Source organism: Bradyrhizobium monzae, assembly GCF_021458635.1.
Taxonomy (GTDB): domain Bacteria; phylum Pseudomonadota; class Alphaproteobacteria; order Rhizobiales; family Xanthobacteraceae; genus Bradyrhizobium.
The window spans coordinates 300,640-322,256 of sequence record NZ_JAIRDQ010000001.1; the positions used below are offsets into that span (position 1 = coordinate 300,640).

A 21,617-nucleotide genomic window follows, 5' to 3' on the forward strand; every position below is an offset into this window, starting at 1 on the left:
TGGTTCCCGAGGTTAGCGGCGACTACGGACACGCGCCGCCAAACATGACGCGCGCATTTAAATGAACTTTGCGTCCGCAGCCTAGTGCGTCGCAACTTTGCGCGCAGGTGTTACATGAATGCAGCGGTTGACGGTTGCGAGTTCTGGTTGATTGGACCACAGTCCTGGAAAGTGGACGTCGTCTGTTGCGCTTGCGCTGCACCGGCGCGATCCCCTCCAGGCGCCGGAGCAGCCATGCAGCGATCCAGGGCAGTCTTTATCACGGGTCTTATCTACGCCTTGATCGGCTTGGTCCTTGCTGGAGGCGGCCTCTGGCTCGCCGCACTGGGCGGATCCATTTTCTATGTTGTTCTCGGCGTCGGCATTATCGCCACCGGCGCGCTGTTGCTGGCACAGCGCCGTTCGGCGCTGTGGCTGTTTGCGATCGTGCTGGTCGGCACGTTGGCGTGGGCCATCTCCGAGGTGCAATTCGACTGGTGGCCGCTCGCGTCGCGCGGCGACATCGTCGTCCCCATGGCACTCTGGCTATTGACGCCGGTGATCGTTCGCGGGCTGCTGCGAGACGAGCCGGTATCCTACCGAAGCGCGACGCTGCCGCTCTGGATCGGCGTAGCCGCTTGTTCCGTCGTCCTCGTCATCGCGCTTCTGTCGAGCTATCACGACATCAACGGCACGATCGCCGCGTCCGGCGCTACCGTGCCGCAAAGCGAAGCCGATCCTCAGCCCGATGCCGATTGGCGCGCGTATGGACGCACGCAATTCGGACAGCGCTATTCGCCGCTGAAGCAGATCACGCCTGACACGATCGGCAAGCTTCAGGTTGCCTGGACCTTCCGCACCGGCGACGTGCCCACGCCGGAGGATTCCGGCGAGACCACCTTCGAGGTCACGCCGATCAAGGTGCGCGACACGCTCTATCTCTGCTCCCAGCACCAGGTGCTGTTTGCGCTCGACGCAAAGACCGGCAAGGAACGCTGGCGATACGATCCCAAGCTGGTGTTCAACAAGACGTTCCAGCACATGACCTGCCGCGGGGTCTCCTACCACGAAACCGCGGCGGGTGCCGTCGACAGCAGCGGCAGTCCCGCGCCCGCCGAATGCCCCCGGCGGATCTTCCTGCCCGTCAATGACGGGCGCATGATCGCGCTCGATGCCGACACCGGCAAGCTGTGTGAGGGTTTTGGCGATCATGGCAGCCTCGATCTCCAACAAGGCATGGGGATCAAGACGGCGGGCTTCTTCGAGCCGACGTCACCGCCTGTTGTCAGCGACAAGATCCTGGTCGTCGCCGCCGCGGTGATCGACAATTATGCGGTCGAAGTGCCGTCGGGCGTGATCCGCGGCTTCGACGTCTACACCGGCAAGCTGGTCTGGGTCTGGGACTCCGGCGCGGCGGACGAGAATGAGCTGCCGTCGCCGACACGTCACTACACCAACGGTTCGCCGAATTCGTGGATCGCGGCCTCGTTCGATCCGAAATTGAACCTGGTCTACATCCCCACCGGCAACAACGGGCCCGACATCTGGGGCGGCAATCGCAACGCGCTGGTCGAGCGCTATTCCAGTTCGATCGTTGCGCTCGACGTCAACACCGGCAAGCGCGCCTGGTCGTACCAGACGGTGCATCACGACCTCTGGGACATGGACGTTCCCTCGCAACCGAGCCTGGTCGATGTGACCACGGCCAAGGGCGTCGTTCCCGCGATCATTCAGCCGACCAAGGTGGGCAACATCTTCGTGCTCGATCGCAGGACCGGCGAGCTGATCGTGCCGGCGCCGGAACGCACCGTCCCGCAAGGCGCCGCGCCTGGCGACCGCACCGCGCCGACCCAGCCGTTCTCCGAGCTGACATTCCGCCCCGAGGCGAAGCTGACCGGCGCGGATATGTGGGGCGGCACGATCTTCGACCAGCTGCTGTGCCGGATCATGTTCCACCGGCTGCATTACGAGGGCACGTTCACGCCGCCGTCGTTGCAGGGCACGCTGGTCTTCCCTGGCAATCTCGGGATGTTCGAATGGGGCGGCATCGCGGTCGATCCGGTGAGACAGATCGCCATCGCCAATCCGATGTCGCTGCCGTTTGCCTCGAGGCTCATTCCGCGCGGCCCGCAGAATCCCCCCGCGCCGACGGCCGAGAAGCCGGTCGGCAGCGAGGTCGGGACGCAGCCGATGTATGGCACACCGTTCGGGGTGGATATCTGGAGCTTCCTCTCGCCGCTCTCCGTGCCGTGCTACCGGCCGCCATGGGGCTCGATGGCCGCGATCGATCTGAAAACGATGAAGATCGTCTGGCAGCATCCCAACGGCACGATCAGGGACACCACGCCGCTGCCCCTTCCCTTCAAGATGGGCGTGCCGATGCTGGGTGGGCCGATCACGACCGCCGGCGGGGTCGCCTTCTACACCGGAACCTATGAGTACACGATCCGGGCTTACGACGTGCGCGACGGCAAGGTGATATGGGAAGACCGCCTGCCGGCCGGCGCCCAATCGACGCCGATGAGCTACGAGGTCGACGGCAAGCAATATGTCGTCACCGCGGCCGGCGGCCACGGCTCGTTCGGCACCAAGCGCGGTGATTACGTCATCGCCTACGCCTTGAAGGATTGAACCCGGGAGCGTCGTCATGATGGCATCCTCCGGTGAGCGAGCGACGTCCCCGGCGACGTTCTGTTTTTGGTTGAGCTTCTCGGCGGTGGTTGCCTGTCTCGGCAGCCATGCCGCTCGTGCCGCCGATCTCGCGATTCCCGGAGGTTTGACCAGTCCGGCGGCGGTGGCGCCGGTCCCCTGGCTGTTCGGCGACTGGGACGGCGCGAGAACCCGGCTGTTGAATGCAGGCATCGAATTCCAGTTTGGCTACACCAGCGAGATCGCCGGCAATGCGACGGGCGGTGATCGGCGTCAGGTCGCCTACGCCGATCAATGGACCTTTGGCACGACATTCGATCTGACCAAGCTGGGCGTCGTGCCGGGCGGCACGGTCCAGGTCACATGGACCGACCGCAACGGCAGCAGTTTGAGCGATGACGCGCGCCTCGGCACGCTGCAACAGGTGCAGGAAGTGTTCGGACGCGGCCAGACGCTGCGGCTCACGCAATTCTGGTACGACCAGAAATTCATCGACGGCGCGGTCGACTGGAAAATCGGACGGATCACGTTCGGCGAGGACTTCGCAGCGTTCGCCTGCGACTTCCAGAACCTGACATTCTGCGGCGCGCAGCCCGGCAACCTCGTCGGCAATTACATCTACAACTGGCCGGTCAGCCAATGGGCCTCCAGGCTGAAGTTCAATCTGCAGGGCTTTGGCTATTTTCAGTTCGGCGTATTTGACGCCAATCCCAATTACCTGAAGGTGGCGCAATCGGCGCTCCCGGTGTTCTATTCAGGATCCACGGGTCTGCTGATCCCGGCAGAGCTTGGATGGTTGCCGAAGTTCGGCAATTTGCAGGGCAGCTACAAGTTCGGCGGCTGGTACGACACATCGACCGCGCCCGATGTAGTCACCGACATCAACGGCAACCCGGCCGTCCTCAGCGGACAGCCGCTGCTGCAGAGCCGCGGGCGTTACGGCCTCTACGTCAATTTCCTTCAGCAGGTCATCCACCCCGCACGCGCCGATTCCGCGGGGACACTGAGCCTCTTTCTGAATGCAACCATGGCCGACCGGCGAACCGCAACCACCGATTATCAAATCGCCGGTGGTCTGACCTATACCGGCCCATTCCAGTTCCGCCCCGAGGACGACATCGGATTTGCGGTCGGCACCACCCACGTCAACAGCCGCGTCGCCTGGTCCGAAGAGTTGCAGAACCTGGCCGGCCTCGGTCCGGTCGCGGTCCGGAGCAACGAGTACAGCATGGAGTTCTACTACACCTACCGGCCGCTCGCCGGCCTGCAGATGCGGCCGAACATCCAGTATGTGATCGACCCCGGCGGCACATCAGCCAATCCGAACGCATTGGTGTTCGGGCTGAAGACGGTCGCGAATTTCTGAGATTGGGCTGAGGCAGGTTGGAGCGGGTGAAGGGAATCGAACCCTCGTATTCAGCTTGGAAGGCTGCTGCTCTACCATTGAGCTACACCCGCGACACCGGCTCCCTAACACGGCCGGGCGGCGGTCTCAACTGCCACTAACTGACCTTGGGATCGCTTTCACCGGCTTTCCGGTCCTTGCTTCCCGTCCTTGCGCACAGGCCCGGTTCCGCCCCTCGCCGCGGCCCCTTAACAGCAGCGAGCTTCCGACCTATATTGAGATCTCCCGCAATCAACGAAAGGAGGTGATCCAGTGTCTTTTACCAAGCGCTGTCACCTCGCTGGGATCGCCCGCTAAGCTTTGAATAGAGGCTTGGCATCGGGGCGCTCTCAGCCCTGGACCAGCGAGCAAGAAATCGGGCGCGACGGGTCTCCCCGCCGCGCCTTTTCTTTTTGGGATTTTGCAGGACGCACATGGGCGCGCACTATTTCGCTCAGTGCGGCTCAGAAGCCGAAGTTGGCGAGCAAGGACGGGCGTTTGCCACGGCGGCTCTCGACAATGCGCTCGCCGCCACTCTCGACCGAGCTGCCGTAATAACGGTGATGACCGGCCTGGTCGTGCAGATCAGCAGGTTCGGACTTCCCATCCCGCCGCGCGTCGCAGATGATCTTGATGGTCTGACCCGACATTGCCGCCTCCGATGAGCCTCAACTGTTGTTGTGGCCATCAGTCGCCCCTTCTCCGGACGGCGTTCACTCTGCACCGCGGCAATCGGGTTTCAGGACCGTTTCGTCGCACACGCCGCGACGCAATACTTTAAGGTCGGCCGTTGTCGGTATCGGCGGCGACCATATTTGCTTCGGGCTGCGCGCCCAAAAACAAACGAGGTGAAGATGCTTTACGCGATCCTGGCTTACCATGTGGAAGACGAGATTTTGTCGTGGTCGCCGGCGGACGACGCGGCGGTCGTCGCCAAGGTCATGGAGGTTCAGGCGCCCCTGAGGGCCAGCGGACACCTTGGGCCGGCCGCCCGCCTGGATGACACCCAAAAGGCGCGCACCTTGCGTGGCCCCGGCGCCGGCATCGTGCTGGACGGCCCGTTCGCCGAAACCAAGGAGCAGCTTCTGGGCTTCCACCTCGTCGAATACGACACGGATGACGAGGCGATCGCGGCGGCACGAAAGCTGCGCGAGGTCAATCCGAGTGCGGTTTACGAGATCCGTCCGGTCAAGCTTTACGTGCCTGCCGATGGGTTCGGCGCGACAGCGACCAAGCGGTGACGGGCCGCGGCGCCGTCAGGTCTTGCTGTCTGTCGCCGTATCCATACGGCGGCGGCGGAATGGAACTCGAACTCTCCCCCTCCCCTAAATCCTTGGGCGAGTTGCGTCCAGCCACATTGCGATTCGGCCGGGGATCGTTGATTCTGCAGGCTTCACCGGGGCGATTCGTGACAACCTATCTGGACACGCTCAATGCGGAGCAGCGCCGCGCCGTAGAGCATGGCGTGGCCGATGGCGCGACCGTGGGCGCTCCCCTGCTCGTCATTGCCGGCGCCGGCTCTGGCAAGACCAATACGCTCGCCCATCGCGTCGCGCATCTGATCGTCGCCGGTGCCGATCCGCGCCGCATCCTGCTGATGACCTTTTCCCGCCGCGCCGCCGCGGAGATGGCCGGCCGCGTCGAGCGCATCTCGCGAAAAGTGCTGGGCGAGAACAACGCCGCGATCATGCGCGACGCGCTCACCTGGGCCGGGACCTTCCACGGCATCGGCGCGCGGCTGCTGCGCGAATATGCCGAGCGGATCGGCCTCGATCCCGCCTTCACCATCCATGACCGCGAGGATTCCGCCGACCTGATGAACCTCGTCCGGCACGAACGCGGGTTGTCGAAGACGGAGAGCCGCTTTCCGGCCAAGGGCACCTGCCTGTCGATCTACTCGCGCTGCGTCAATGCCGAGATGGAGATCGAGAAGGTGCTCGGGGCGCATTATCCCTGGTGCGCTGGTTGGGCCGCCGAACTGAAGGGGCTGTTCGCCGCTTACGTCGAGGCCAAGCAGGCCCAGCACGTGCTCGATTACGACGATTTGCTGCTCTACTGGTCGCAGATGATGAGCGATGCGCTGATCGCAGACGAGATCGGCGGCCGTTTCGATCACGTGCTGGTCGACGAATATCAGGACACCAACCGCCTGCAATCCTCGATCCTGCTGGCGCTGAAGCCCGATGGGCGCGGGCTCACCGTCGTCGGCGACGACGCGCAGTCGATCTATTCGTTCCGCGCCGCGACCGTGCGCAACATCCTGGATTTTCCGCAAAGCTTCTCGCCGCGCGCGGAGATGATCACGCTCGACCGCAACTATCGCTCGACGCAGCCGGTGCTGGCGGCGGCCAACGGCGTCATCGGCCTTGCGCGCGAGCGCTTCACCAAGAACCTCTGGACCGACCGGACCTCCGCGCAGAAGCCGCAGCTCGTCACCGTCCATGACGAGGCCGACCAGGCCCGCTACATCGTCGAGCAGGTGCTGGCCAATCGCGAGCAAGGCGCGCTGCTCAAGCACCAGGCGGTGCTGTTCCGCACCTCCTCGCATTCCGGCCCGCTCGAAATCGAGCTGACCCGCCGCAACATCCCCTTCGTCAAGTTCGGCGGACTGAAATTCCTCGACGCCGCGCATGTCAAGGACGTGCTGGCGCTGCTGCGCTTCGCCGAGAACCCACGCGACCGCGTCGCCGGTTTTCGCATCCTGCATCTGCTGCCGGGCATCGGGCCCGCCACCGCCCAGCGCGTGCTCGACCAGATGGCCGAAAGCATGGACCCGATGCACGCGCTCGGCCAGCTTCCGGTGCCGCCGCGCACCGGCGCGGACTGGACCGCCTTCGTCCGCACCGTCGAAAATTTGCGCTACTCGGAATGGCCGGCCGATCTCGAGCGCGTGCGTCTGTGGTACGAGCCGCATCTCGACCGCAGCCACGAGGACTCCGAGACGCGCCGCGCCGATCTGATGCAGCTCGAGCAGATCGCGAGCGGCTATTCATCGCGCGAAAAATTCCTGACCGAGCTCACGCTCGATCCGCCGGATGCGACCAGCGACAAATCCGGGCCGCCTTTGCGCGACGAGGACTATCTGATCCTCTCCACCATCCACTCCGCCAAGGGCCAGGAATGGAAATCGGTGTTCGTGCTCAACGTCGTCGACGGCTGCATGCCCTCCGACCTCGGCGCCGGCACCAGCGCCGAGCTCGAGGAGGAGCGCCGCCTGCTCTATGTCGCGATGACGCGCGCCAAGGACGACCTGCACCTCGTGGCGCCGCAACGCTTCTTCGTCCACGGCCAGCAAGCCAAGGGCGACCGCCACGTCTACGCCTCGCGCACCCGCTTCATCCCGGAGCAATTGGTCTATCTGTTCGAGCGCGCCGCCTGGCCGAAGGCCGCCGCGGGCGCGGCGCGCACCGGCGCACAGGGACCGAAGGTCGACATCGGCGCCCGGATGCGGGGGATGTGGCGGTAGACACGAGAGCCTCGCCTCGCTCGGGACCTGTCAGGATAATCGAGGCCTTCAGGACGATGCAGACGCGCGCGGCGCTCGGAAAGATGGTCGTGCGCATCTCCAAATAGGACACACAAACGGAAACCGAGCATTTCCGAAAGCCGCCTTGTGACCTGGCCGCCGTCCATTAAATCTGGTCGATCCTCCCCACAGAGACCTGATCGATGACCGCACCGCTCGAATTCGGACTGGATACCTTTGGCGACGTCACCAGGGACGCAACAGGCAGCATGCTTCCGCATGCGCAGGTGATCCGCAACGTCGTCGACGAAGCGGTGCTGGCGGACGAGCTCGGCATAGACTTCATCGGGCTCGGCGAGCATCACCGTTCTGATTTTGCGATCTCGTCGCCCGAAACCGTGCTCGCCGCGATCGCATCGCGCACCAAGCGCATTCATCTCGGCTCCGCCGTGACGGTGCTGAGCTCGGACGATCCGATCCGCGTGTTTCAGCGCTTCGCCACGCTGGATGCGCTCTCCAATGGCCGCGCCGAGGTGATCCTCGGCCGCGGATCGTTTACCGAATCCTTTCCGCTGTTCGGCTTCGACCTGCGCAAATACGAGGAGCTGTTCGAGGAGAAGCTCGATCTGTTCGCCGCGCTGCTCTCGCAGAAGCCGGTGAGCTGGGAAGGCAAGCTGCGTCCGCCACTGAAGGACCAGCTGGTCTATCCGCAGGTCGAGAAGGGTCAGCTCAAAACCTGGATCGGTGTCGGCGGCAGCCCACAATCCGTGGTGCGCGCCGCCCATTACGACCTGCCCCTGATGCTCGCCATCATCGGCGGCGATCCCGAACGCTTCGCGCCCTACGTCGATCTCTATCACCGCGCTTTCAAGGAATTCGGCCGCCCCGCGCAGCCGATCGGCGTGCACTCGCCCGGCTACGTCGCCGAAACCGACCAACAGGCGCGCGAGGAGCTCTGGCCGGACTACAAGGCGATGCGCGACCGCATCGGCCGTGAGCGCGGCTGGCCCCCGATGGGCCGCGACGAGTTCGTCAGCGAGGCCGAGCACGGCTCGCTCTATGTCGGCTCGCCGGAAACGGTGGCGCGCAAGATCGCCAAGACGGCGAAAGCGCTTGGCATCGGGCGGTTTCAGCTGAAATATTCGGCGGGGCCGTTGCCGCACGAGAAGCTGATGAAGAGTATCGAGCTCTACGGGCGCAAGGTGGTGCCGATGGTCAGAGAAATGGTGGGTTAGGGCTTGGTCCGTCTTCGCTCTCGCTGCGCTCAAGCTACGCCGGACACGCTTCGTCCTGACGGGCTACGCTCGGCTGCGCCATGCGTAGCCCGTCAGGGCGAAGCATGGTGGGGGAGGCAGGACTCGAACCTGCGAAGCCATAAGGCGGCTGATTTACAGTCAGCTCCCTTTGCCACTCGGGACACTCCCCCGCTCGACGGCAGCACAATCGGGCCGGACCTTTGCCGGCGACCGAAGACGGCCATGGAACGTGAAGGCCGCGACAGCCCGGATGGGGGCGCGACCGGGCGCGTTTATGGGCGAAGCGGTGGGGCAAAGTCAACCGAGGCGAACAGCTAAAATCGCCCACGAAGCCACCCAAATTGCCATATTCCGGGACCCGTGACACAAGCGAGCCCATGAAGGATCGAAAATTCATCCCCAAGGGCCCCCGGAGCGGGTCTAAGCCCTTCAACAGGCCCGGGAAATCGGCCGGCCGGCCGGCCCGGCGCGAGCGCGATTCGGGACCCGACGGACCCGTCATCCTCTATGGCTGGCACTCCGTCACCATGGCGCTCGCCAACCCGCAGCGGCAGATCCGCAAACTGACGCTGACCGAGAACGCCGCACGGCGGCTGGCGGACGAAAACATCGATACCCGCATCGCGCCCGAGATCGTCCGGCCGCAGGACATCGACCGCCTGCTGTCGCCCGACGCCGTGCATCAGGGCCTGCTCGCCGAAGCCGATCCCCTGCCCTCGCCCGACATCGAGGACCTGAAGCAGGAAGGCATGGTGCTGGTGCTCGACCAGATCACCGATCCGCACAATGTCGGCGCCATCCTGCGCTCGGCGGCGGCGTTCGCGGTGAAGGCGATCGTCACCACCGCGCGCCACAGTCCGGAAGCGACCGGCGTGCTCGCGAAAGCCGCCTCAGGTGCGCTGGAACTGGTGCCGATGGTCACCGTGCAAAATCTCGCGCGTGCCCTGGCCATTTTGAACGAAATCGGCTTCCTGACCGTCGGCCTCGACAGCGAAGGCAGCGAGGACCTCTCGGACGTCACGCTGCGCGAGCCGCTGGCGCTAGTGCTGGGCGCCGAAGGCAAGGGTCTGCGGCAATTGACCCGCGAGACCTGCAGCGTCGTGGCGCGGCTCGACATGCCCGGCGAGATCAAGAGCCTCAACGTCTCCAATGCCGCCGTGCTCTCGCTGTATGTCGGCGCGAGCCGGCTCGGGCTGATGAAGAGATAGCGTTTTCGAGCGAAGTGGATACCGGTTCGCGTCAAGAAAACGCGTCAAGAAAAGAAGCAGCAAAGCAAAACGCCCGGCCGTGAGGCCGGGCGTTTCATCTGGCTCAACCGATCAGAGATCAGTAATAGCGGCGCAGCACGCGATGGCCGCCGTAATACGGCGCGTAGCGATGGGCGTAGCCATAGCGCGGACCGTAGCCGTAATGCGTGCGCGGCAGGTAGCCGTAGCGCGGGCCGTAGCCGTAGCGATACGGACGGTAGTACGGGCGGTTATAGGGATAGGCAGCTGCGCGATAGCCATAGCCGTAGCCATAATTGGCGGGCGCGACGACCGCGTCTTCCTGGTAGGTCGGCGTCGGTGCGAAGGCACCCGGGCCGGTGTAGGTCGGGCCCTGGTTGACGTAGTAATACTGCGAGGTCGGCTCGGCGAGGCGCTCATAGGCGCCATATCCGTAGCCGTAACCGCCGCAGCCGGTGTTGCAGCCGGAAAAGACCGGCGCCGGCTGGCACGGATTGAAGCCGCAGGCCATGGCGGGCGCAGCACCCACAAACATCACGGCAGCCGCCGCGACCAGTCCCGAAATCATCTGACGCATTACTCTCTCCTGTTGAATTCCGTCTTGTTGGATTCTGACGTTTCTTAACCCGGTGGCTTGCCGGGCATTGCTGCACGCGGCCGCAGTCGCGGAGGCCGCGGACGATCATTGATCTCGGGCGCGAGGATCACCGGCGGCGGATTGACGGGCACGTCCATCTGCGGCGGCAGCGGCGCGGACGACGCTCCCCAGCTCTCGTGAAAGCTCTCGGCGGGTTTTGGCAATTTGCGGTTCGCGGGCGGCTCGACCTCGAGGCGGCCGTAGCCGGGCTGCAAGCCCATGCTCGGATAATAATGACCGACATAGGATGGCTGCCGCTCGGCCATGTAGCGCCCGCCATAGATCGTGGGCTGGACCTGAAGGTTCTTGCCCAGGCCCCAGACACCTTCGACGACGCTGTAGGACGCATCGATATTGTTGATGACGATGGGAACGCCGGGACGGCCGGGCACCACGATATCGAAACCGCCGCCGGCAAAGGCCGTTGCGGGCAGTCCGATCAGAAAGGCTGCAAGCGCGGATGCGCGCATGGAAGGATCCCGGTTGTCCAGCCCGCAACCTATCCGATCACGACGGATAGAGGGTTAAGGCTCCCTCACCAAATGCCGGTAAGCCTAACGCACAAGGGTCGATAGCGGCTCAAATGCTGCCGGGCGCACTAGCGAACCGTTAACGGCCCCCCTCACACGGGCGCGGGCGCACCGGGTTGCGCGGTATGAACTTCGCATCCTGTGCGGGCTCACGTCGATGTGACCTCGCATCCGAGAAACTGCGGAACGACTGCCGAATGCCGCACTTAGCACAGGTCTCAACAACATGGAGAAAGCGCCATGACGAGCCTGAAGCTTCTGGGCTTGGCCGCGATCGTCGCGACCACGCTGGCAACACCGGCCTTCGCGCAAGCCACGGCCGACAATTCGGCCCGCTGCACGGGTCTCTTCCAGGATCCCAATTGCCAGAATCTTGGCGCCACCAGTCCGACCACCAATCGCGCCTATCGGCATCGGCACATGGCCCGTCAGCAGGTGAATGATCAGTCGGGCTTCTGGCCGCTTGACACAGCGGGCGCAGTCGCCGGCGCCGCCGTCGGCACCGCGGCAGCGGTCGCCGCCGCACCGACCCAGGGCTGGGGCAATTCCTATGCGAGCTACGACCGCGGCGGCCCCGGCTGGTACGGCAATTGGGACGCCTACGCAGCCCGCAACGGCATCGTGTGCAGGCCCGGCACCTGGTTCAAGGGCGGAGACGGCCGGCAGCACCTCTGCCAGTAGACCCACCGTCAGGCGAAATGGTTCAGGCGGCCCCAAGGGCCGCCTGTTTCATGCCGGCGAACGCCGCCGCCAGGTTCTGGCACTTCCCGGGCAAGTCTGGTATTGCGACCGCGCACAAGCGGATGCGCCGGCGCCAGCCGGAACCCGCGTGGGCTCCTCGCAAAGTGGCCGGCTTAGCTCAGCGGTAGAGCAGCGGTTTTGTAAACCGAAGGTCGGGGGTTCAATCCCCTCAGCCGGCACCACGTTCGATCTCGCGTTCGTCAGCTCGAGGTCTTCCGTATACTGCCTTGCTGGAGGTGCTCGACGCCTGCGCCGGTGATCTCCACCCAGACATGCTTCGACCGCTCGAAGACCGATTTGACCGGCGCCGGGAAATTCGGGTCCGCAATCGCGCCGACGGCGACGCCGATCATCGCCGGCAGATTGTCGGCCTTCCAATAAACGGTCGAGCCGCAATCAGGACAAAAATAGCAGCGGATCGTGCCGCCGCTCTCGGCAGGACGAGCATATTCCTTCGCCGTCCCTGAGATCGTGACGGAATCGGCCGGATAAAAGGCGCCGACGCCAAATGGCGCGCCGGTCCGTCGCTGGCATTCGATACAGTGACAGGCGGCGACCCGATTGGTCGGTCCCGGAAGCGAAACTACGATGGCGCCACAACTGCATCTGGCATCGATCATCGACTATACTCCTTGCGCTTATTGCTTCGATGTCCGGGCGGTTTTGTCCGCCGAATTTTGCACGGCCTCCTGCGCAATCGGATGCATTGTCGGAGAACGCGTGACGGGCATGCTATGCTGGTCCTGCCGCATCGCACGTCGCGGCGATGATGGCCGAGCGGGCTGTCAGACGAACTCTGCATCGGCTTCAGGCAACTCATCCAGCCGCCAGAGCCCGAGGCTCTTGTCGCGCCAGCCGCCACCGCCTTCTTCGCAGCGCTCATCGATCAGCTCGCGCGGGGCCGGCCAGTGGAACGGCGCCTTGGTCATGTCGAGCGCGCGCCAGTCGCCGTCCTCGCAATCGCGATTGTTGTCCCACTCCGGAAACGTCGTCACCAGCAGGAATTGCGCACCGCTTGCGCGAAAGCGAGCGATGGCGCGCGCGATGTTCCGGAAGCTCAGATGCACGAGACAGTCGCGGCACAGGATGACGTCGCAACCCGGCAGGGAATCGCGCGTGATGTCGGCGACCAGAAAGCGGCCGTGCACATCACCGCGCGCCACGCGCGCGATGTTGGCCGCGATCAGCGACGGCACGATGTCGATGCCGGTATAATCGACCTCGAGCTTGATGCTGCCGATCCAGCCGGCATCGCCACAGGGCGCATCGAGCAGCGAACGCGCGCCAAGCTGCTGCAACAGGCCGGGCAGCGTCTCGCGGATAGCAGCGGTGGCGCGATCCTCCGAGCCGAGGCCCGAGACCGAGGTCGCAGCTCCCCATAGATTGGTCCGCTGAATCCGCGCGAAGCGCGCGGCAAGATCGAGGCCGGCAAAATTCGCGCGGTCGGCAACGAACCGCTCATGAGCAAGCACGGAGGGACGATGGGAGATCATCGGATGGAGACTCGCGTCAAGATTCCGTCGCACGCGCAATATAGGGGCAGGGCTATCGCATTTGGAGGCTGTTCTTTGCGGCCATCCTTCGAGACGCCCGCCTCTGGCGGGCCCTCAGGATGAGGACGGAGTGCGCGGCAGCAATTTCAAAAGGCAAAATGCCGCTTAGCCTCATCCTGAGGAGACCGCAGAGCGGTCGTCTCGAAGGACGAGGCGCTTGCGCAAGCCCCGCTCGCGATCGCCAAGTCGGTCGGCGCCGAGACGGAATTCGTGCCCTATCCGGGCAAGGCCCACGGCTTTGATTTCTCCGACACCGACCCGATGACGCCAGATGCGGTCGATCGGGTCACACGATTCATTCAGGCTAAACTCGCGGTCTGAGCTTGGTCCGGCTTCTGCCACTCCATGATGTGGAAGAAGGGCACGCGACGATGACGCGCAATTCTGTCGGGATCGCCGCCTGAGGGCTCCGGTTCGGCGAACAGGCGCAACTGGAGGCCGCAATTGAGCAACAGCGTCATGTAGGTGCTGAGCGGACGATGCCAGTTCTGCAGCCGGATGCCATTCCAGCTCACCCAGATCGCCCGCTCCTCCATGTAGTGATCAATCGAGAAGCGTGCGCCGCCTTCGCCGTCGCACGTCCAGCCGTCGGGCTGGCCTGCGGTGTTGAAGCTCGTCAGGTTGGCGATCAGCAGAGTCCCGCCCGGCCGCAGTGCGACCGTCATCTTCGCGATCGCCGCGACGAGATCGGGCATGTCGATCAGGCTGAGATAGCTGACGACCAGGTCGAACTCCGCTTCGACCTCCATCGTCTCGGCACGGCCGAGCCGATAATCACCCTGTGGGTCCAATTCCCGAGCGCGCGCCAGCAACGCTTCGGTGGGATCGATGCCGGTGGTGCGGATGCCGGCGCGCTGCATGATGCGACAGAACCGCCCCTCCCCGCAGCCGACATCGAGCGCATTGCGGAAGCCGCGCCCCTCGACGCGCGCGCGCATCGGTGCATCCAGCACGAAGCGGCGACCAAAATCACCGTGATCGCCCTGCTCGACGATCCATGCGAGCGCGGAAGTGGCCCAGCCGTCACTGACGTCATCGCTCATGGCGTAACCTTCGCGAATGGATGTTGGCCGCTTGCGTCCGCGGGGACGGCTACTGATCACAGATTGGATCACAGTTCAACATGAGGTAGCATGCGCGTCGCATGCCTTCCTTCAGCAACCGAGATAACGCCAAGATCATCGCCGGAGCGGTGGCGGCCGTCGTCGCGACGGTCTTCCTTTTCGCGATCGCGATGGCGTTCTTGCTGCCGCAATAGACTCTGTGGCGCGCCGGCGGCGCAAGGCCGCCGGACCTTGTAGGTCGCGCGGCTCAGGCCGCGCGCACCGTCCGCAGGAATTTTCCGACTTCGTCCTTCAGCCGGGTGCTGTCGGTCGCCAGCATCTTCGCGGTCGAGAGCACCTGCGTGGACGCCGAGCCGGTCTCGGCGGCGCCGCGCTGCACGTCGGTGATGTTGGCCGAGACCTGCTGGGTGCCGTGCGCAGCCTGCTGCACGTTGCGCGAGATCTCCTGGGTTGCAGCACCCTGCTCTTCGACGGCCGCGGCAATGGTCGAGGACACTTCCGACAGCCGCTCGATGGTCGCGGAGATGTCGCGGATCGCCGTCACCGATTCCTGGGTGGCGTTCTGGATGCCCGAGATCTGCTGGCTGATCTCGCCGGTCGCCTTCGCGGTCTGCTCGGCCAGCGTCTTCACCTCGGCGGCGACGACGGCAAAGCCGCGGCCGGCCTCGCCTGCGCGTGCCGCCTCGATGGTGGCGTTCAGCGCCAGCAGATTGGTCTGGCCCGCAATGGTGTTGATCAGCTCGACGACGTCGCCGATGCGCGTCGCCGCGACCGAGAGCTCACTGACCCGTTCGGTCGTGGTGCGGGCCTGGTTGACGGCTTCACTCGCCATCCGCGCCGATTCCTGCACCTGGCGGCTGATCTCGTTGACCGAGGAAGACAGCTCCTCGGTGGCGGTCGCAACCGACTGGACGTTGCCGGTGGCTTCACCGGAAGCAGCCGCGACCACCGAAGTCAGCTCCTGCGCGCGCTGCGCGGTGGTGGCGAGCGTCGAGGATGACGCTTCGAGCTCGGTGGATGCGGATCCGACGGTATCGATGATCTCGCCGACCGCACGCTCAAAGCCATCGGCCAGGCTGAACATGTCGCGCTTGCGCTGCTCGGCGGCCTGCTTCTCGGCTTCCGCCTGCGCCGCCTTGAGCCGCTCCACCTCGATCGCGTTGGTCTTGAACACCTCGACCGTGCTGGCCATCTCGCCGATCTCGTCGCGGCGATCCTTCTCGGGTACCTCGGTCTTGAGATCGTTGCGCGCCAGGCCCTCCATGGCGAGCTTGAGCCTGGCGATCGGCTTCGACATCGCCACCAGGCCGATGAAAAGCGCAATCGCGATGCCGATGATCAGGCCGCCGGCGCTGACGCTCATCACGGTCCAGGTGGCGGATTTGGTATCGCGCTCGATGGCTTCCTTGCGCTTGGTCACGGCCTTGGACGTATCGGCCGTGAACTTGGCAACGCGATCAAGAGCCGCATCGATCAGCGGGTCACATTCCTTGTGCGCACGATCGGCGGCCTTGGCATTCTCCGCCGGGCTGCTTGCAGACGCACCGGCCTGGAGCACCGGATCGCAGCCGGCAAAGGCGGCCGTCAACTGCGCGCCGACGCTCTTCGTTTCGGCGGCCCGCGCCGGATCGTCCTGCTCGGCAGCGTCCAGATACTGGCGAATTTCGTTGCGGTTCTGGTTCGCGATCTTGAGGCGATTGGCGTTGCCGGCCTCGGTGGTCTCGGTGAACACCGCATAGAGCGCGGCATGATAGGTCTCGATGCGGCGCTGGGCGCGCGTGAGGTTGAGGGCCGCCGACTGCATGGCGGTGAGCTCGCTGAAGCCGTCGACGGTTGCCGAGAGTTCGCGGATGCCGAAGGCCGCGACGGCGACCAGGGCAATGCCCATCACGGTCACGATCAGCGCAACCTTCGACACGATCTTCAAATTGTTCAAAAAGCTCATCGCAGCCGCCTGATTATTTTCGGTCACCATTGACCGACGCAGTCCCAGCGGCGGCATTGGAACCCGCTAATGTTAAAATTTGATACTAAATGACGGGCGTAATCTTACGGGAAAATAGCCATTCGGAGGCCGCGCGTAAGCCTGGCGTAAGCTTCGGTCGCTTATGGAGCGCCCCGGTCCGCCAATGCCGCCTTGGAACCAACCGCGGGGCTTACTTGTTCTCGCCCCATGCGGATCAGGGAAGACAATCGAAACATGGTCCTGCTGACGACCGTCACGCTGTGCTGCGCCGTCGTCGCCGGCGCACTCGCGATGCTCGAGCCCGCGCTTGCGGTGTTTGGCGAAGCCCCAGAGGAGCAGGTCGCCGACAGCAGGCCGATCGACAGCTCGACCCGAGGGTCGATCCAGGCATCGGTCCGGGTAGTCGGCGGCGCCCCCTTCGTGCCCAACGTCAATCCACGCCAGCGCTAGCGATCAGGTCGGAGAGGTTTCTGACCGCCCTCGGGCTGGGCGTGGGCCCGCACCAGATCCTCGACGAACGCGATCACCTCCGCCCGCTTGTCGGGCGGCAGTGACAAAAAGGCGCGTACGAGCCATAGGCCCTGCGCTTCGTCCGACGGTTCGGCCTCGGAATCCATCGCTCTAATGTCGGGCGTTCGGGAAAAATATGCAATGCCTTGCAGAGAGCCTGCTTGATTCGGCGCCCCTGCTTTGGTGGAATAGCTCTAACAGGGTGGTGGATCATGAAGTGGATCAGGGAGCGCGACGCGCTGATCGCGCAGACACTGGCCTTCGTACAATCGGTTTCCGGCAAGAAGGACGACGTCCGTCAGCTGGATACCGCTACGGTTGCGGCGGTGGTGACGACAGAGAGCGTCTCCGTCCAGACCGTGACCGTTGCGTTCGAGGCCAAGCAGGCCGATCCGCCGCCGCAGGCCACCCCGCCGCCCCGGCCTTTGCCTGCCCGTCCGCCACGGATGGCCGGTGATTTTCGCTCCGAGATGGAGGCCCGAATTGCCAACTTCAGAAAGCATCAGGAGCGCTTCGAGCGGGAGCGCGAGGAGTATTGTGCGGCGACACTGTCCAGGCTCCGCGCCGCGATCCGCGACCCTTCCCTCCGTCCAGACAAGTGAGGCGGGCACCACCTCGCAGCCGAGGCCTATAGCCAGGACCAAACCAGCCAGAGATTGGCCGCGCAGGCGCCGAACAGTGCCAGCGTCAGTGGCAGAAGCATGTGCCCGCAGCATGTTTTCAGGTCGGTCGTCATGGCCGGAAACATCCGCTGATTCCGCCAAACGAGTCCCAAAGTATCTTTTTTTGGGGATTCAGGACTCGTTAAGGACTCAGGGCCGGCCACTCTACCCCTCGTCTGCGGCCGCTGATCACGGCCCCGTGATCGCCCTGGAACCCCTGGCCCCATCAAGTCGTTAACGCGCTTTCCGGGAGCGGGAAGCATGCCCTACGCCCTGTTCTGCAACGACAGCCAGATCAGCAAAGCCTATCCTGATGAGGCCGACATCTGGAAGCTCGCGCAACGGAGCGGTCTGGTCGTGGATGTCGGCACCGACGATGAGCGGCACGGTCCGCGCCGGGTGCTCGACAACGACTACGAGATCAGATCGTGCCAGGTCGCCCAAGGCGAAGACCCCGCCAAGAACAAGGCGGACGCCGAGCGGGAATCCAGGATAGAGCTTGAGCTGAACTCGTGAAATCCGCCCGAAGTCTGGCCGAGCGCCTCAGGGCGTCGCGGTCGCCAGCGAGGCCTGCTCGCCGGCGAGCGCCACGCAGGCCTTGCGGCGGTGCAGCCCGCGGATCGCCCCGGTGACCTTGAGCACCTTGCCCGACGCACAGGAGGCGTCCTTCACGAAGGCGACCTCGTAAGGTGCCAACATCAGAGGCTCGGATTTGAGGATTGTTTGGGCAGAACACGGCAGGGCGACGAAGCACGAGACCACCACCACCGACGCCAAGATACGCATGTTCGTTGTCCCACCAGCCCGGCAATTCAGTAATAACGCTCTCCGGAGCGCGAGTTCCGTAAGTCGCAAAAATTATTTTTGCTTTACCCGATCCCCGTGACACGTGTGAGAAGGCGCGCGCCAGTCTGTTTGCTTGCAAATGACGCGCCAGATGGTTCACGCAACGCAAACAACAAGGCAAACAGACAGTCGGCATGTGGGCCGGCAAACGAAAGGCCGGCGGGAAGCCGGCCTTTGTCAGATCCTGGTCGTGCTGCGCGCGGCGGCTCAGTAGCGCGAGGCCGCCGGACCGCCCCAGCCGAAGCGGTAGTTCACACCGACCTTGACGGTATGCTCGTCATCCCGGCCGCGAACGCCGACGACGTCGGCCGGACCGGAGGTGATCGTCGTGCTGCCGAAATTGTAATACTGGTACTCGGCCTTGGCCGACCAGTTCGGCGCGAACATGTATTCGAGGCCGGCGCCGACGGTATAGCCGTCCTTGCTGTTGCCGGTGGTGGTGAAGGCCTGCGGCACGCCGGCGATGTTCACGCCGAGACCGCCGTTGCGCCAGGCGTAACCGCCCTTGGCATAGAGCAGCGTCGGACCCCAAGTGTAGCCGATCCGGCCCGTCACAGAGCCGAGCTGGTCGGTGTTGGAGGTCACCTGCGTCCCAAACGGGAACGTGACGCCATTGTTGTTGGTCGGCAGCCAGGAATACTGCGCCTCGATACCCACCACCCAATTGGGCGCGAACTGGTAGTCGAAGCCGCCCTGCACGCCACCCAGGAAGCGGGCGTCGCTGGACTGGAAGCTGCTGTCACCGGCGAAGGCGCCGCCGATATGGCCGCCGATGTAGAAGCCGGTCCAGTTGTAGATCACCTGCGGCGGCGTGTAGGCCGGAGCCTTGGTGTAGGTGCGCGGCTGCATGTCCGCTGCGGCCGCCGGTGCGGCCAGAGCGAGCAGAGCTGCTGCCCCGAGCAAGATCGTCTTCATGGTCATCCCCGTTCTTTCATTTACGACACTCAGGAAACAACGTGGCGTGAATTGGGTTGCTTCGCGGCGATGCCGGAACGTTGATCGTTCGAGGCTGTGACGGAGCGGCAACATCGCGCTTTTGTTCCATCCCGTCGGCCTGCGCCGACAGATTTTGTCGTCCGCGCAAGTCCAGCCGTAACAATTTGTCGCAAGGCTGAACCGCTCCGTTCAAAGCTCGCCGAAATGTGATCCAGCGGCTCCGGCGGCATTCGTCCTAGCACCGCGCGATGAAGGCGGGCTTTGCACTACCGCGTCATCTTTTCCAGTTCTGGAAAGGGTGCGTAAACCGCGCCTGCGCAGATTTCGTTGGCGCGCTCGATGACGCGGTCGGCCCGGCCGTTGACATAGACGACGGCGCGCTCGCGCATCGCCTTGTAGCTGCCGTCGGTCTCGCGCGGCGTGAAGTGCAGGCAGCTGACATAGAACTGCCGCCCGCCGACCTCGCGCAGCACCGGATCGGCCATGCCGGCATCGCGCACGCCGACGGGGTTGTTGAGATAGCTGCGCATCAGGGCCACCGCGTCGCTGCGGAAATTATCCGGAAACGGCTGCGGCCCTCCGGCCTGGGCCCCCTCCATCAGGCTGGGACGGTCACCGTCGCTGCCGAAACATGCCGCGAGCGCCAACGGCAATGCCAGGATCAATGCCCGGCTCGCCGCACGTTTCGCCAATCGCCTCACAGTTCGCGCTCGCCGCTCAATCGACTTGGAGTATTCCAGCCCCGGAGTGTTCCGCCCCAAGGTTGCAATGATGCCTGTTTAGAGGTGTTTTGCCCGACGAGTCAAACGGATTCGTAAAATCCGCAGACCTGTGTCAGTCAACCCCTGGTTCATCTGCCGTCGTCTACTGTGCATGGGGTTGTTTCCGAGATTCCTGTTTGCGGTCTCGAAACGAAGGGAATTCATTGCGGCAAACGGCGCACCGGCCCGTCGCCAGCACCTCGCGCTTGCGCGCGGGGCGTGACGAGCGAGCCGACTCCGCACGCGGCGGCAGGGCAATCCAGGGATGCCGCCGCGCGGGATCAGTCGTTAGCTGCGCTTCTCGATGGTCACCGGCTTGGTGACGCTCGGCTGCGTCTTCAGCGACTTCGTGGCCGACACATGCTTGTGGTGATGGCGATGCGTCCGCACCGTCTTGTGCTCGTCCGGCGTGATCGCGGCGTTGGCGTTCATCGCCTTGGTCTTGGTATCGACCTTGGCATCGGCCTTGACGCCGGCGTCGGGTTTGGCGGCGGTGGTCGAGACCTTGCTCTGGGTCTGGTCCGCCTTGATCACCGGCGCAGTCGTGGTGGTCTTGCCGGCTTCAGCGGCGAAGGCCGGGGCTGCGATGACGGAGGCTGCAAGCAAGGCGGCGGAAATGGTCTTCAACATGGTGGTCTCCTCTTGGAAGGATCTTGGGCCGGCGCCCTCTCGCCAACCCTTCGATCATGGGTCAGAGCCTAGCGGGATCGCGCTGAACCCTGTCTGAAGCCCGCAGCCAGCCGCCGTTCATCTCGATGACAAGTTTGTCATCTGAGCAAAGGCGAATAGGCCGGGGTGCCGGGAATGTTTTTGCGTACCGGGTGTTCCGGTCTTTGGGCAATCGTGTAGGATCGCCACGTTCCATACGGGAGAACTTCAATGCGCAAACTCTCAATGCTTGTTGTGCCGGGACTCGTCGCCATGTCGCTGGCGGCCGCACCGGTGCTGACCAGCGCCTATGCGGCGGGCGGCGATGAGCCCTCCTCGCCGCCGAAGTCGGACAACTCGTCCAAGAAGGGCAAGAAGAAGAGCTCTTCCGTCAGCGATCCGAAATTCCTCGCGGCCTATCGCACCGCCTACACCACGATCTACGACAATCACGACTACACGGGCGCGATCGGCCAGCTGAAGCAGCTCAAGCGTGACGACGTCGCCGACGTCGCGAACCTGATCGGCTACTCCTATCGCAAGCTCGGCGACTACCAGTCGTCCAAGGTTTATTACGAGATCGCGCTGAAGGACGATCCGAACCACGTCCGCACCTGGCAGTATTACGGGCTCTGGCAGCTCGAGCAGGGCAACCGCGAACAGGCGCAGTATCATTTGAACAAGATCGCCATGCTGGCCGGCACCGACAGCTCCGAGTATCGCTCGCTGGCCGCCGCGCTCGACAAGCCGACCGGCGCGACGCTCGTCTACTAAAGCCATCGCATCTTCGCATGACGCGAACG

The 21,617-nt window shown here is 64.3% G+C and carries 23 protein-coding genes and 3 tRNA genes; 12 read left to right on the forward strand and 14 right to left on the reverse strand.

The features are described 5' to 3' along the window. Positions 1-234 precede the first annotated feature (234 nt). Positions 235-2,610 carry a glucose/quinate/shikimate family membrane-bound PQQ-dependent dehydrogenase gene (locus tag K3F49_RS01580; protein ID WP_234679009.1) on the forward strand — a complete coding sequence of 792 codons (2,376 nt, stop codon included), beginning with the start codon at positions 235-237 and terminating at the stop codon, positions 2,608-2,610. Between the two features lie 16 nt (positions 2,611-2,626). After that, the gene (locus K3F49_RS01585; protein WP_234679010.1) at positions 2,627-3,994 is read left to right on the forward strand and encodes a carbohydrate porin; all 1,368 of its coding nucleotides are present in this window, start codon (positions 2,627-2,629) and stop codon (positions 3,992-3,994) included. An 18-nt stretch (positions 3,995-4,012) separates the two neighbouring features. Here K3F49_RS01585 and K3F49_RS01590 read toward each other — a convergent pair. Further along, a tRNA-Gly gene (locus K3F49_RS01590) sits at positions 4,013-4,086 on the reverse strand. A gap of 390 nt (positions 4,087-4,476) precedes the next feature. Continuing rightward, entirely contained in the window at positions 4,477-4,662 is a 186-nt protein-coding gene (locus K3F49_RS01595; RefSeq protein WP_234679011.1) for a hypothetical protein, read from the reverse strand. 204 nt (positions 4,663-4,866) lie between these two features. Between K3F49_RS01595 and K3F49_RS01600 the strand changes: the two genes are divergently transcribed. The 3 genes from K3F49_RS01600 to K3F49_RS01610 all read left to right on the forward strand — a co-directional run bounded on the left by K3F49_RS01600 (position 4,867) and on the right by K3F49_RS01610 (position 8,713). Further along, the gene (locus tag K3F49_RS01600) at positions 4,867-5,253 is read left to right on the forward strand and encodes a YciI family protein (RefSeq protein WP_234679012.1); all 387 of its coding nucleotides are present in this window, start codon (positions 4,867-4,869) and stop codon (positions 5,251-5,253) included. A 167-nt stretch (positions 5,254-5,420) separates the two neighbouring features. Then, complete coding sequence (locus K3F49_RS01605) at positions 5,421-7,478, forward strand: ATP-dependent helicase (RefSeq protein ID WP_234679013.1); 2,058 nt, start codon at positions 5,421-5,423, stop codon at positions 7,476-7,478. 203 nt (positions 7,479-7,681) lie between these two features. Continuing rightward, a complete protein-coding gene (locus K3F49_RS01610; RefSeq protein WP_234679014.1) occupies positions 7,682-8,713 on the forward strand; it encodes an LLM class flavin-dependent oxidoreductase in 1,032 nt (343 codons plus the stop codon). Positions 8,714-8,818: 105 nt separating this feature from the next. Here the strand turns inward: K3F49_RS01610 and K3F49_RS01615 are convergent. After that, positions 8,819-8,904 (reverse strand) — tRNA-Tyr (locus K3F49_RS01615). A 207-nt stretch (positions 8,905-9,111) separates the two neighbouring features. Here K3F49_RS01615 and rlmB point away from each other — a divergent pair. Continuing rightward, on the forward strand, positions 9,112-9,942 hold the full coding sequence (rlmB, locus tag K3F49_RS01620) for a 23S rRNA (guanosine(2251)-2'-O)-methyltransferase RlmB (RefSeq protein WP_234679015.1): 831 nt from the start codon (positions 9,112-9,114) through the stop codon (positions 9,940-9,942). A 118-nt stretch (positions 9,943-10,060) separates the two neighbouring features. On the opposite strand, the gene K3F49_RS01625 is transcribed toward rlmB, so the two are convergent. Both K3F49_RS01625 and K3F49_RS01630 read right to left on the reverse strand, forming a co-directional pair. Further along, a complete protein-coding gene (locus K3F49_RS01625; RefSeq protein ID WP_234679016.1) occupies positions 10,061-10,537 on the reverse strand; it encodes a hypothetical protein in 477 nt (158 codons plus the stop codon). Positions 10,538-10,581: 44 nt separating this feature from the next. Beyond that, positions 10,582-11,067, reverse strand: coding sequence for a hypothetical protein (locus K3F49_RS01630; protein ID WP_234679017.1), 486 nt, complete (start codon positions 11,065-11,067; stop codon positions 10,582-10,584). A 300-nt stretch (positions 11,068-11,367) separates the two neighbouring features. Between K3F49_RS01630 and K3F49_RS01635 the strand changes: the two genes are divergently transcribed. Together K3F49_RS01635 and K3F49_RS01640 are read left to right on the forward strand one after the other, a co-directional pair. Further along, positions 11,368-11,808 carry a hypothetical protein gene (locus K3F49_RS01635; protein ID WP_234679018.1) on the forward strand — a complete coding sequence of 147 codons (441 nt, stop codon included), beginning with the start codon at positions 11,368-11,370 and terminating at the stop codon, positions 11,806-11,808. Between the two features lie 167 nt (positions 11,809-11,975). Then, positions 11,976-12,050, forward strand: a tRNA-Thr gene (locus tag K3F49_RS01640). An 18-nt stretch (positions 12,051-12,068) separates the two neighbouring features. Here K3F49_RS01640 and K3F49_RS01645 read toward each other — a convergent pair. The 4 genes from K3F49_RS01645 to K3F49_RS01660 all read right to left on the reverse strand — a co-directional run bounded on the left by K3F49_RS01645 (position 12,069) and on the right by K3F49_RS01660 (position 16,430). After that, the gene (locus K3F49_RS01645) at positions 12,069-12,488 is read right to left on the reverse strand and encodes a GFA family protein (RefSeq protein ID WP_234679019.1); all 420 of its coding nucleotides are present in this window, start codon (positions 12,486-12,488) and stop codon (positions 12,069-12,071) included. Positions 12,489-12,653: 165 nt separating this feature from the next. Next, positions 12,654-13,361, reverse strand: coding sequence for a class I SAM-dependent methyltransferase (locus K3F49_RS01650; protein ID WP_234679020.1), 708 nt, complete (start codon positions 13,359-13,361; stop codon positions 12,654-12,656). 359 nt (positions 13,362-13,720) lie between these two features. After that, complete coding sequence (locus K3F49_RS01655; RefSeq protein ID WP_234679021.1) at positions 13,721-14,464, reverse strand: class I SAM-dependent methyltransferase; 744 nt, start codon at positions 14,462-14,464, stop codon at positions 13,721-13,723. A 268-nt stretch (positions 14,465-14,732) separates the two neighbouring features. Then, positions 14,733-16,430 carry a methyl-accepting chemotaxis protein gene (locus tag K3F49_RS01660; RefSeq protein WP_234679022.1) on the reverse strand — a complete coding sequence of 566 codons (1,698 nt, stop codon included), beginning with the start codon at positions 16,428-16,430 and terminating at the stop codon, positions 14,733-14,735. A 255-nt stretch (positions 16,431-16,685) separates the two neighbouring features. On the opposite strand from K3F49_RS01660, the gene K3F49_RS01665 reads away from it, so the two are divergent. Beyond that, a complete protein-coding gene (locus K3F49_RS01665) occupies positions 16,686-16,901 on the forward strand; it encodes a hypothetical protein (protein WP_234679023.1) in 216 nt (71 codons plus the stop codon). On the opposite strand, the gene K3F49_RS01670 is transcribed toward K3F49_RS01665, so the two are convergent. Further along, positions 16,898-17,068 (reverse strand): hypothetical protein, encoded by a 171-nt coding sequence (locus tag K3F49_RS01670; protein WP_234679024.1) that lies wholly within the window; start codon positions 17,066-17,068, stop codon positions 16,898-16,900. The genes K3F49_RS01665 and K3F49_RS01670 overlap by 4 nt on opposite strands. A 105-nt stretch (positions 17,069-17,173) precedes the next feature. Here K3F49_RS01670 and K3F49_RS01675 point away from each other — a divergent pair, with 105 nt between their 5' ends. Beyond that, positions 17,174-17,563, forward strand: a complete 390-nt coding sequence (locus K3F49_RS01675; RefSeq protein ID WP_234679025.1) for a hypothetical protein — start codon at positions 17,174-17,176, stop codon at positions 17,561-17,563. A 321-nt stretch (positions 17,564-17,884) separates the two neighbouring features. Further along, a complete protein-coding gene (locus tag K3F49_RS01680; RefSeq protein WP_234679026.1) occupies positions 17,885-18,139 on the forward strand; it encodes a hypothetical protein in 255 nt (84 codons plus the stop codon). A gap of 27 nt (positions 18,140-18,166) precedes the next feature. Here K3F49_RS01680 and K3F49_RS01685 read toward each other — a convergent pair whose 3' ends face one another. From K3F49_RS01685 to K3F49_RS01700, 4 genes are all read right to left on the reverse strand, one after another. After that, positions 18,167-18,409: a hypothetical protein gene (locus K3F49_RS01685; RefSeq protein WP_234679027.1), complete on the reverse strand. Its 243-nt coding sequence runs from the start codon at positions 18,407-18,409 to the stop codon at positions 18,167-18,169. Between the two features lie 267 nt (positions 18,410-18,676). Then, on the reverse strand, positions 18,677-19,384 hold the full coding sequence (locus K3F49_RS01690; RefSeq protein WP_234679028.1) for an outer membrane protein: 708 nt from the start codon (positions 19,382-19,384) through the stop codon (positions 18,677-18,679). Between the two features lie 287 nt (positions 19,385-19,671). Then, positions 19,672-20,067 carry a hypothetical protein gene (locus tag K3F49_RS01695; RefSeq protein ID WP_234680554.1) on the reverse strand — a complete coding sequence of 132 codons (396 nt, stop codon included), beginning with the start codon at positions 20,065-20,067 and terminating at the stop codon, positions 19,672-19,674. A 387-nt stretch (positions 20,068-20,454) separates the two neighbouring features. Continuing rightward, the gene (locus K3F49_RS01700; protein WP_234679029.1) at positions 20,455-20,796 is read right to left on the reverse strand and encodes a His-rich protein BRANT; all 342 of its coding nucleotides are present in this window, start codon (positions 20,794-20,796) and stop codon (positions 20,455-20,457) included. Positions 20,797-21,045: 249 nt separating this feature from the next. Here K3F49_RS01700 and K3F49_RS01705 point away from each other — a divergent pair, with 249 nt between their 5' ends. Further along, entirely contained in the window at positions 21,046-21,588 is a 543-nt protein-coding gene (locus K3F49_RS01705; RefSeq protein ID WP_234679030.1) for a tetratricopeptide repeat protein, read from the forward strand. The last annotated feature ends 29 nt before the right edge of the window (positions 21,589-21,617 follow it).

What these genes read in the sequence shown, in the direction of transcription:
- K3F49_RS01580 (WP_234679009.1), top strand. Translation starts at nt 235, where the DNA reads ATGCAGCGATCCAGGGCAGTCTTTATCACGGGTCTTATCTACGCCTTG.
- K3F49_RS01585 (WP_234679010.1), top strand. Translation starts at nt 2,627, where the DNA reads ATGATGGCATCCTCCGGTGAGCGAGCGACGTCCCCGGCGACGTTCTGT.
- K3F49_RS01595 (WP_234679011.1), bottom strand. Translation starts at nt 4,662, where the DNA reads ATGTCGGGTCAGACCATCAAGATCATCTGCGACGCGCGGCGGGATGGG.
- K3F49_RS01600 (WP_234679012.1), top strand. Translation starts at nt 4,867, where the DNA reads ATGCTTTACGCGATCCTGGCTTACCATGTGGAAGACGAGATTTTGTCG.
- K3F49_RS01610 (WP_234679014.1), top strand. Translation starts at nt 7,682, where the DNA reads ATGACCGCACCGCTCGAATTCGGACTGGATACCTTTGGCGACGTCACC.
- rlmB (WP_234679015.1), top strand. Translation starts at nt 9,112, where the DNA reads ATGAAGGATCGAAAATTCATCCCCAAGGGCCCCCGGAGCGGGTCTAAG.
- K3F49_RS01625 (WP_234679016.1), bottom strand. Translation starts at nt 10,537, where the DNA reads ATGCGTCAGATGATTTCGGGACTGGTCGCGGCGGCTGCCGTGATGTTT.
- K3F49_RS01630 (WP_234679017.1), bottom strand. Translation starts at nt 11,067, where the DNA reads ATGCGCGCATCCGCGCTTGCAGCCTTTCTGATCGGACTGCCCGCAACG.
- K3F49_RS01635 (WP_234679018.1), top strand. Translation starts at nt 11,368, where the DNA reads ATGACGAGCCTGAAGCTTCTGGGCTTGGCCGCGATCGTCGCGACCACG.
- K3F49_RS01645 (WP_234679019.1), bottom strand. Translation starts at nt 12,488, where the DNA reads ATGATCGATGCCAGATGCAGTTGTGGCGCCATCGTAGTTTCGCTTCCG.
- K3F49_RS01650 (WP_234679020.1), bottom strand. Translation starts at nt 13,361, where the DNA reads ATGATCTCCCATCGTCCCTCCGTGCTTGCTCATGAGCGGTTCGTTGCC.
- K3F49_RS01655 (WP_234679021.1), bottom strand. Translation starts at nt 14,464, where the DNA reads ATGAGCGATGACGTCAGTGACGGCTGGGCCACTTCCGCGCTCGCATGG.
- K3F49_RS01660 (WP_234679022.1), bottom strand. Translation starts at nt 16,430, where the DNA reads ATGAGCTTTTTGAACAATTTGAAGATCGTGTCGAAGGTTGCGCTGATC.
- K3F49_RS01665 (WP_234679023.1), top strand. Translation starts at nt 16,686, where the DNA reads ATGGTCCTGCTGACGACCGTCACGCTGTGCTGCGCCGTCGTCGCCGGC.
- K3F49_RS01670 (WP_234679024.1), bottom strand. Translation starts at nt 17,068, where the DNA reads ATGGATTCCGAGGCCGAACCGTCGGACGAAGCGCAGGGCCTATGGCTC.
- K3F49_RS01675 (WP_234679025.1), top strand. Translation starts at nt 17,174, where the DNA reads ATGAAGTGGATCAGGGAGCGCGACGCGCTGATCGCGCAGACACTGGCC.
- K3F49_RS01680 (WP_234679026.1), top strand. Translation starts at nt 17,885, where the DNA reads ATGCCCTACGCCCTGTTCTGCAACGACAGCCAGATCAGCAAAGCCTAT.
- K3F49_RS01685 (WP_234679027.1), bottom strand. Translation starts at nt 18,409, where the DNA reads ATGCGTATCTTGGCGTCGGTGGTGGTGGTCTCGTGCTTCGTCGCCCTG.
- K3F49_RS01690 (WP_234679028.1), bottom strand. Translation starts at nt 19,384, where the DNA reads ATGAAGACGATCTTGCTCGGGGCAGCAGCTCTGCTCGCTCTGGCCGCA.
- K3F49_RS01700 (WP_234679029.1), bottom strand. Translation starts at nt 20,796, where the DNA reads ATGTTGAAGACCATTTCCGCCGCCTTGCTTGCAGCCTCCGTCATCGCA.
- K3F49_RS01705 (WP_234679030.1), top strand. Translation starts at nt 21,046, where the DNA reads ATGCGCAAACTCTCAATGCTTGTTGTGCCGGGACTCGTCGCCATGTCG.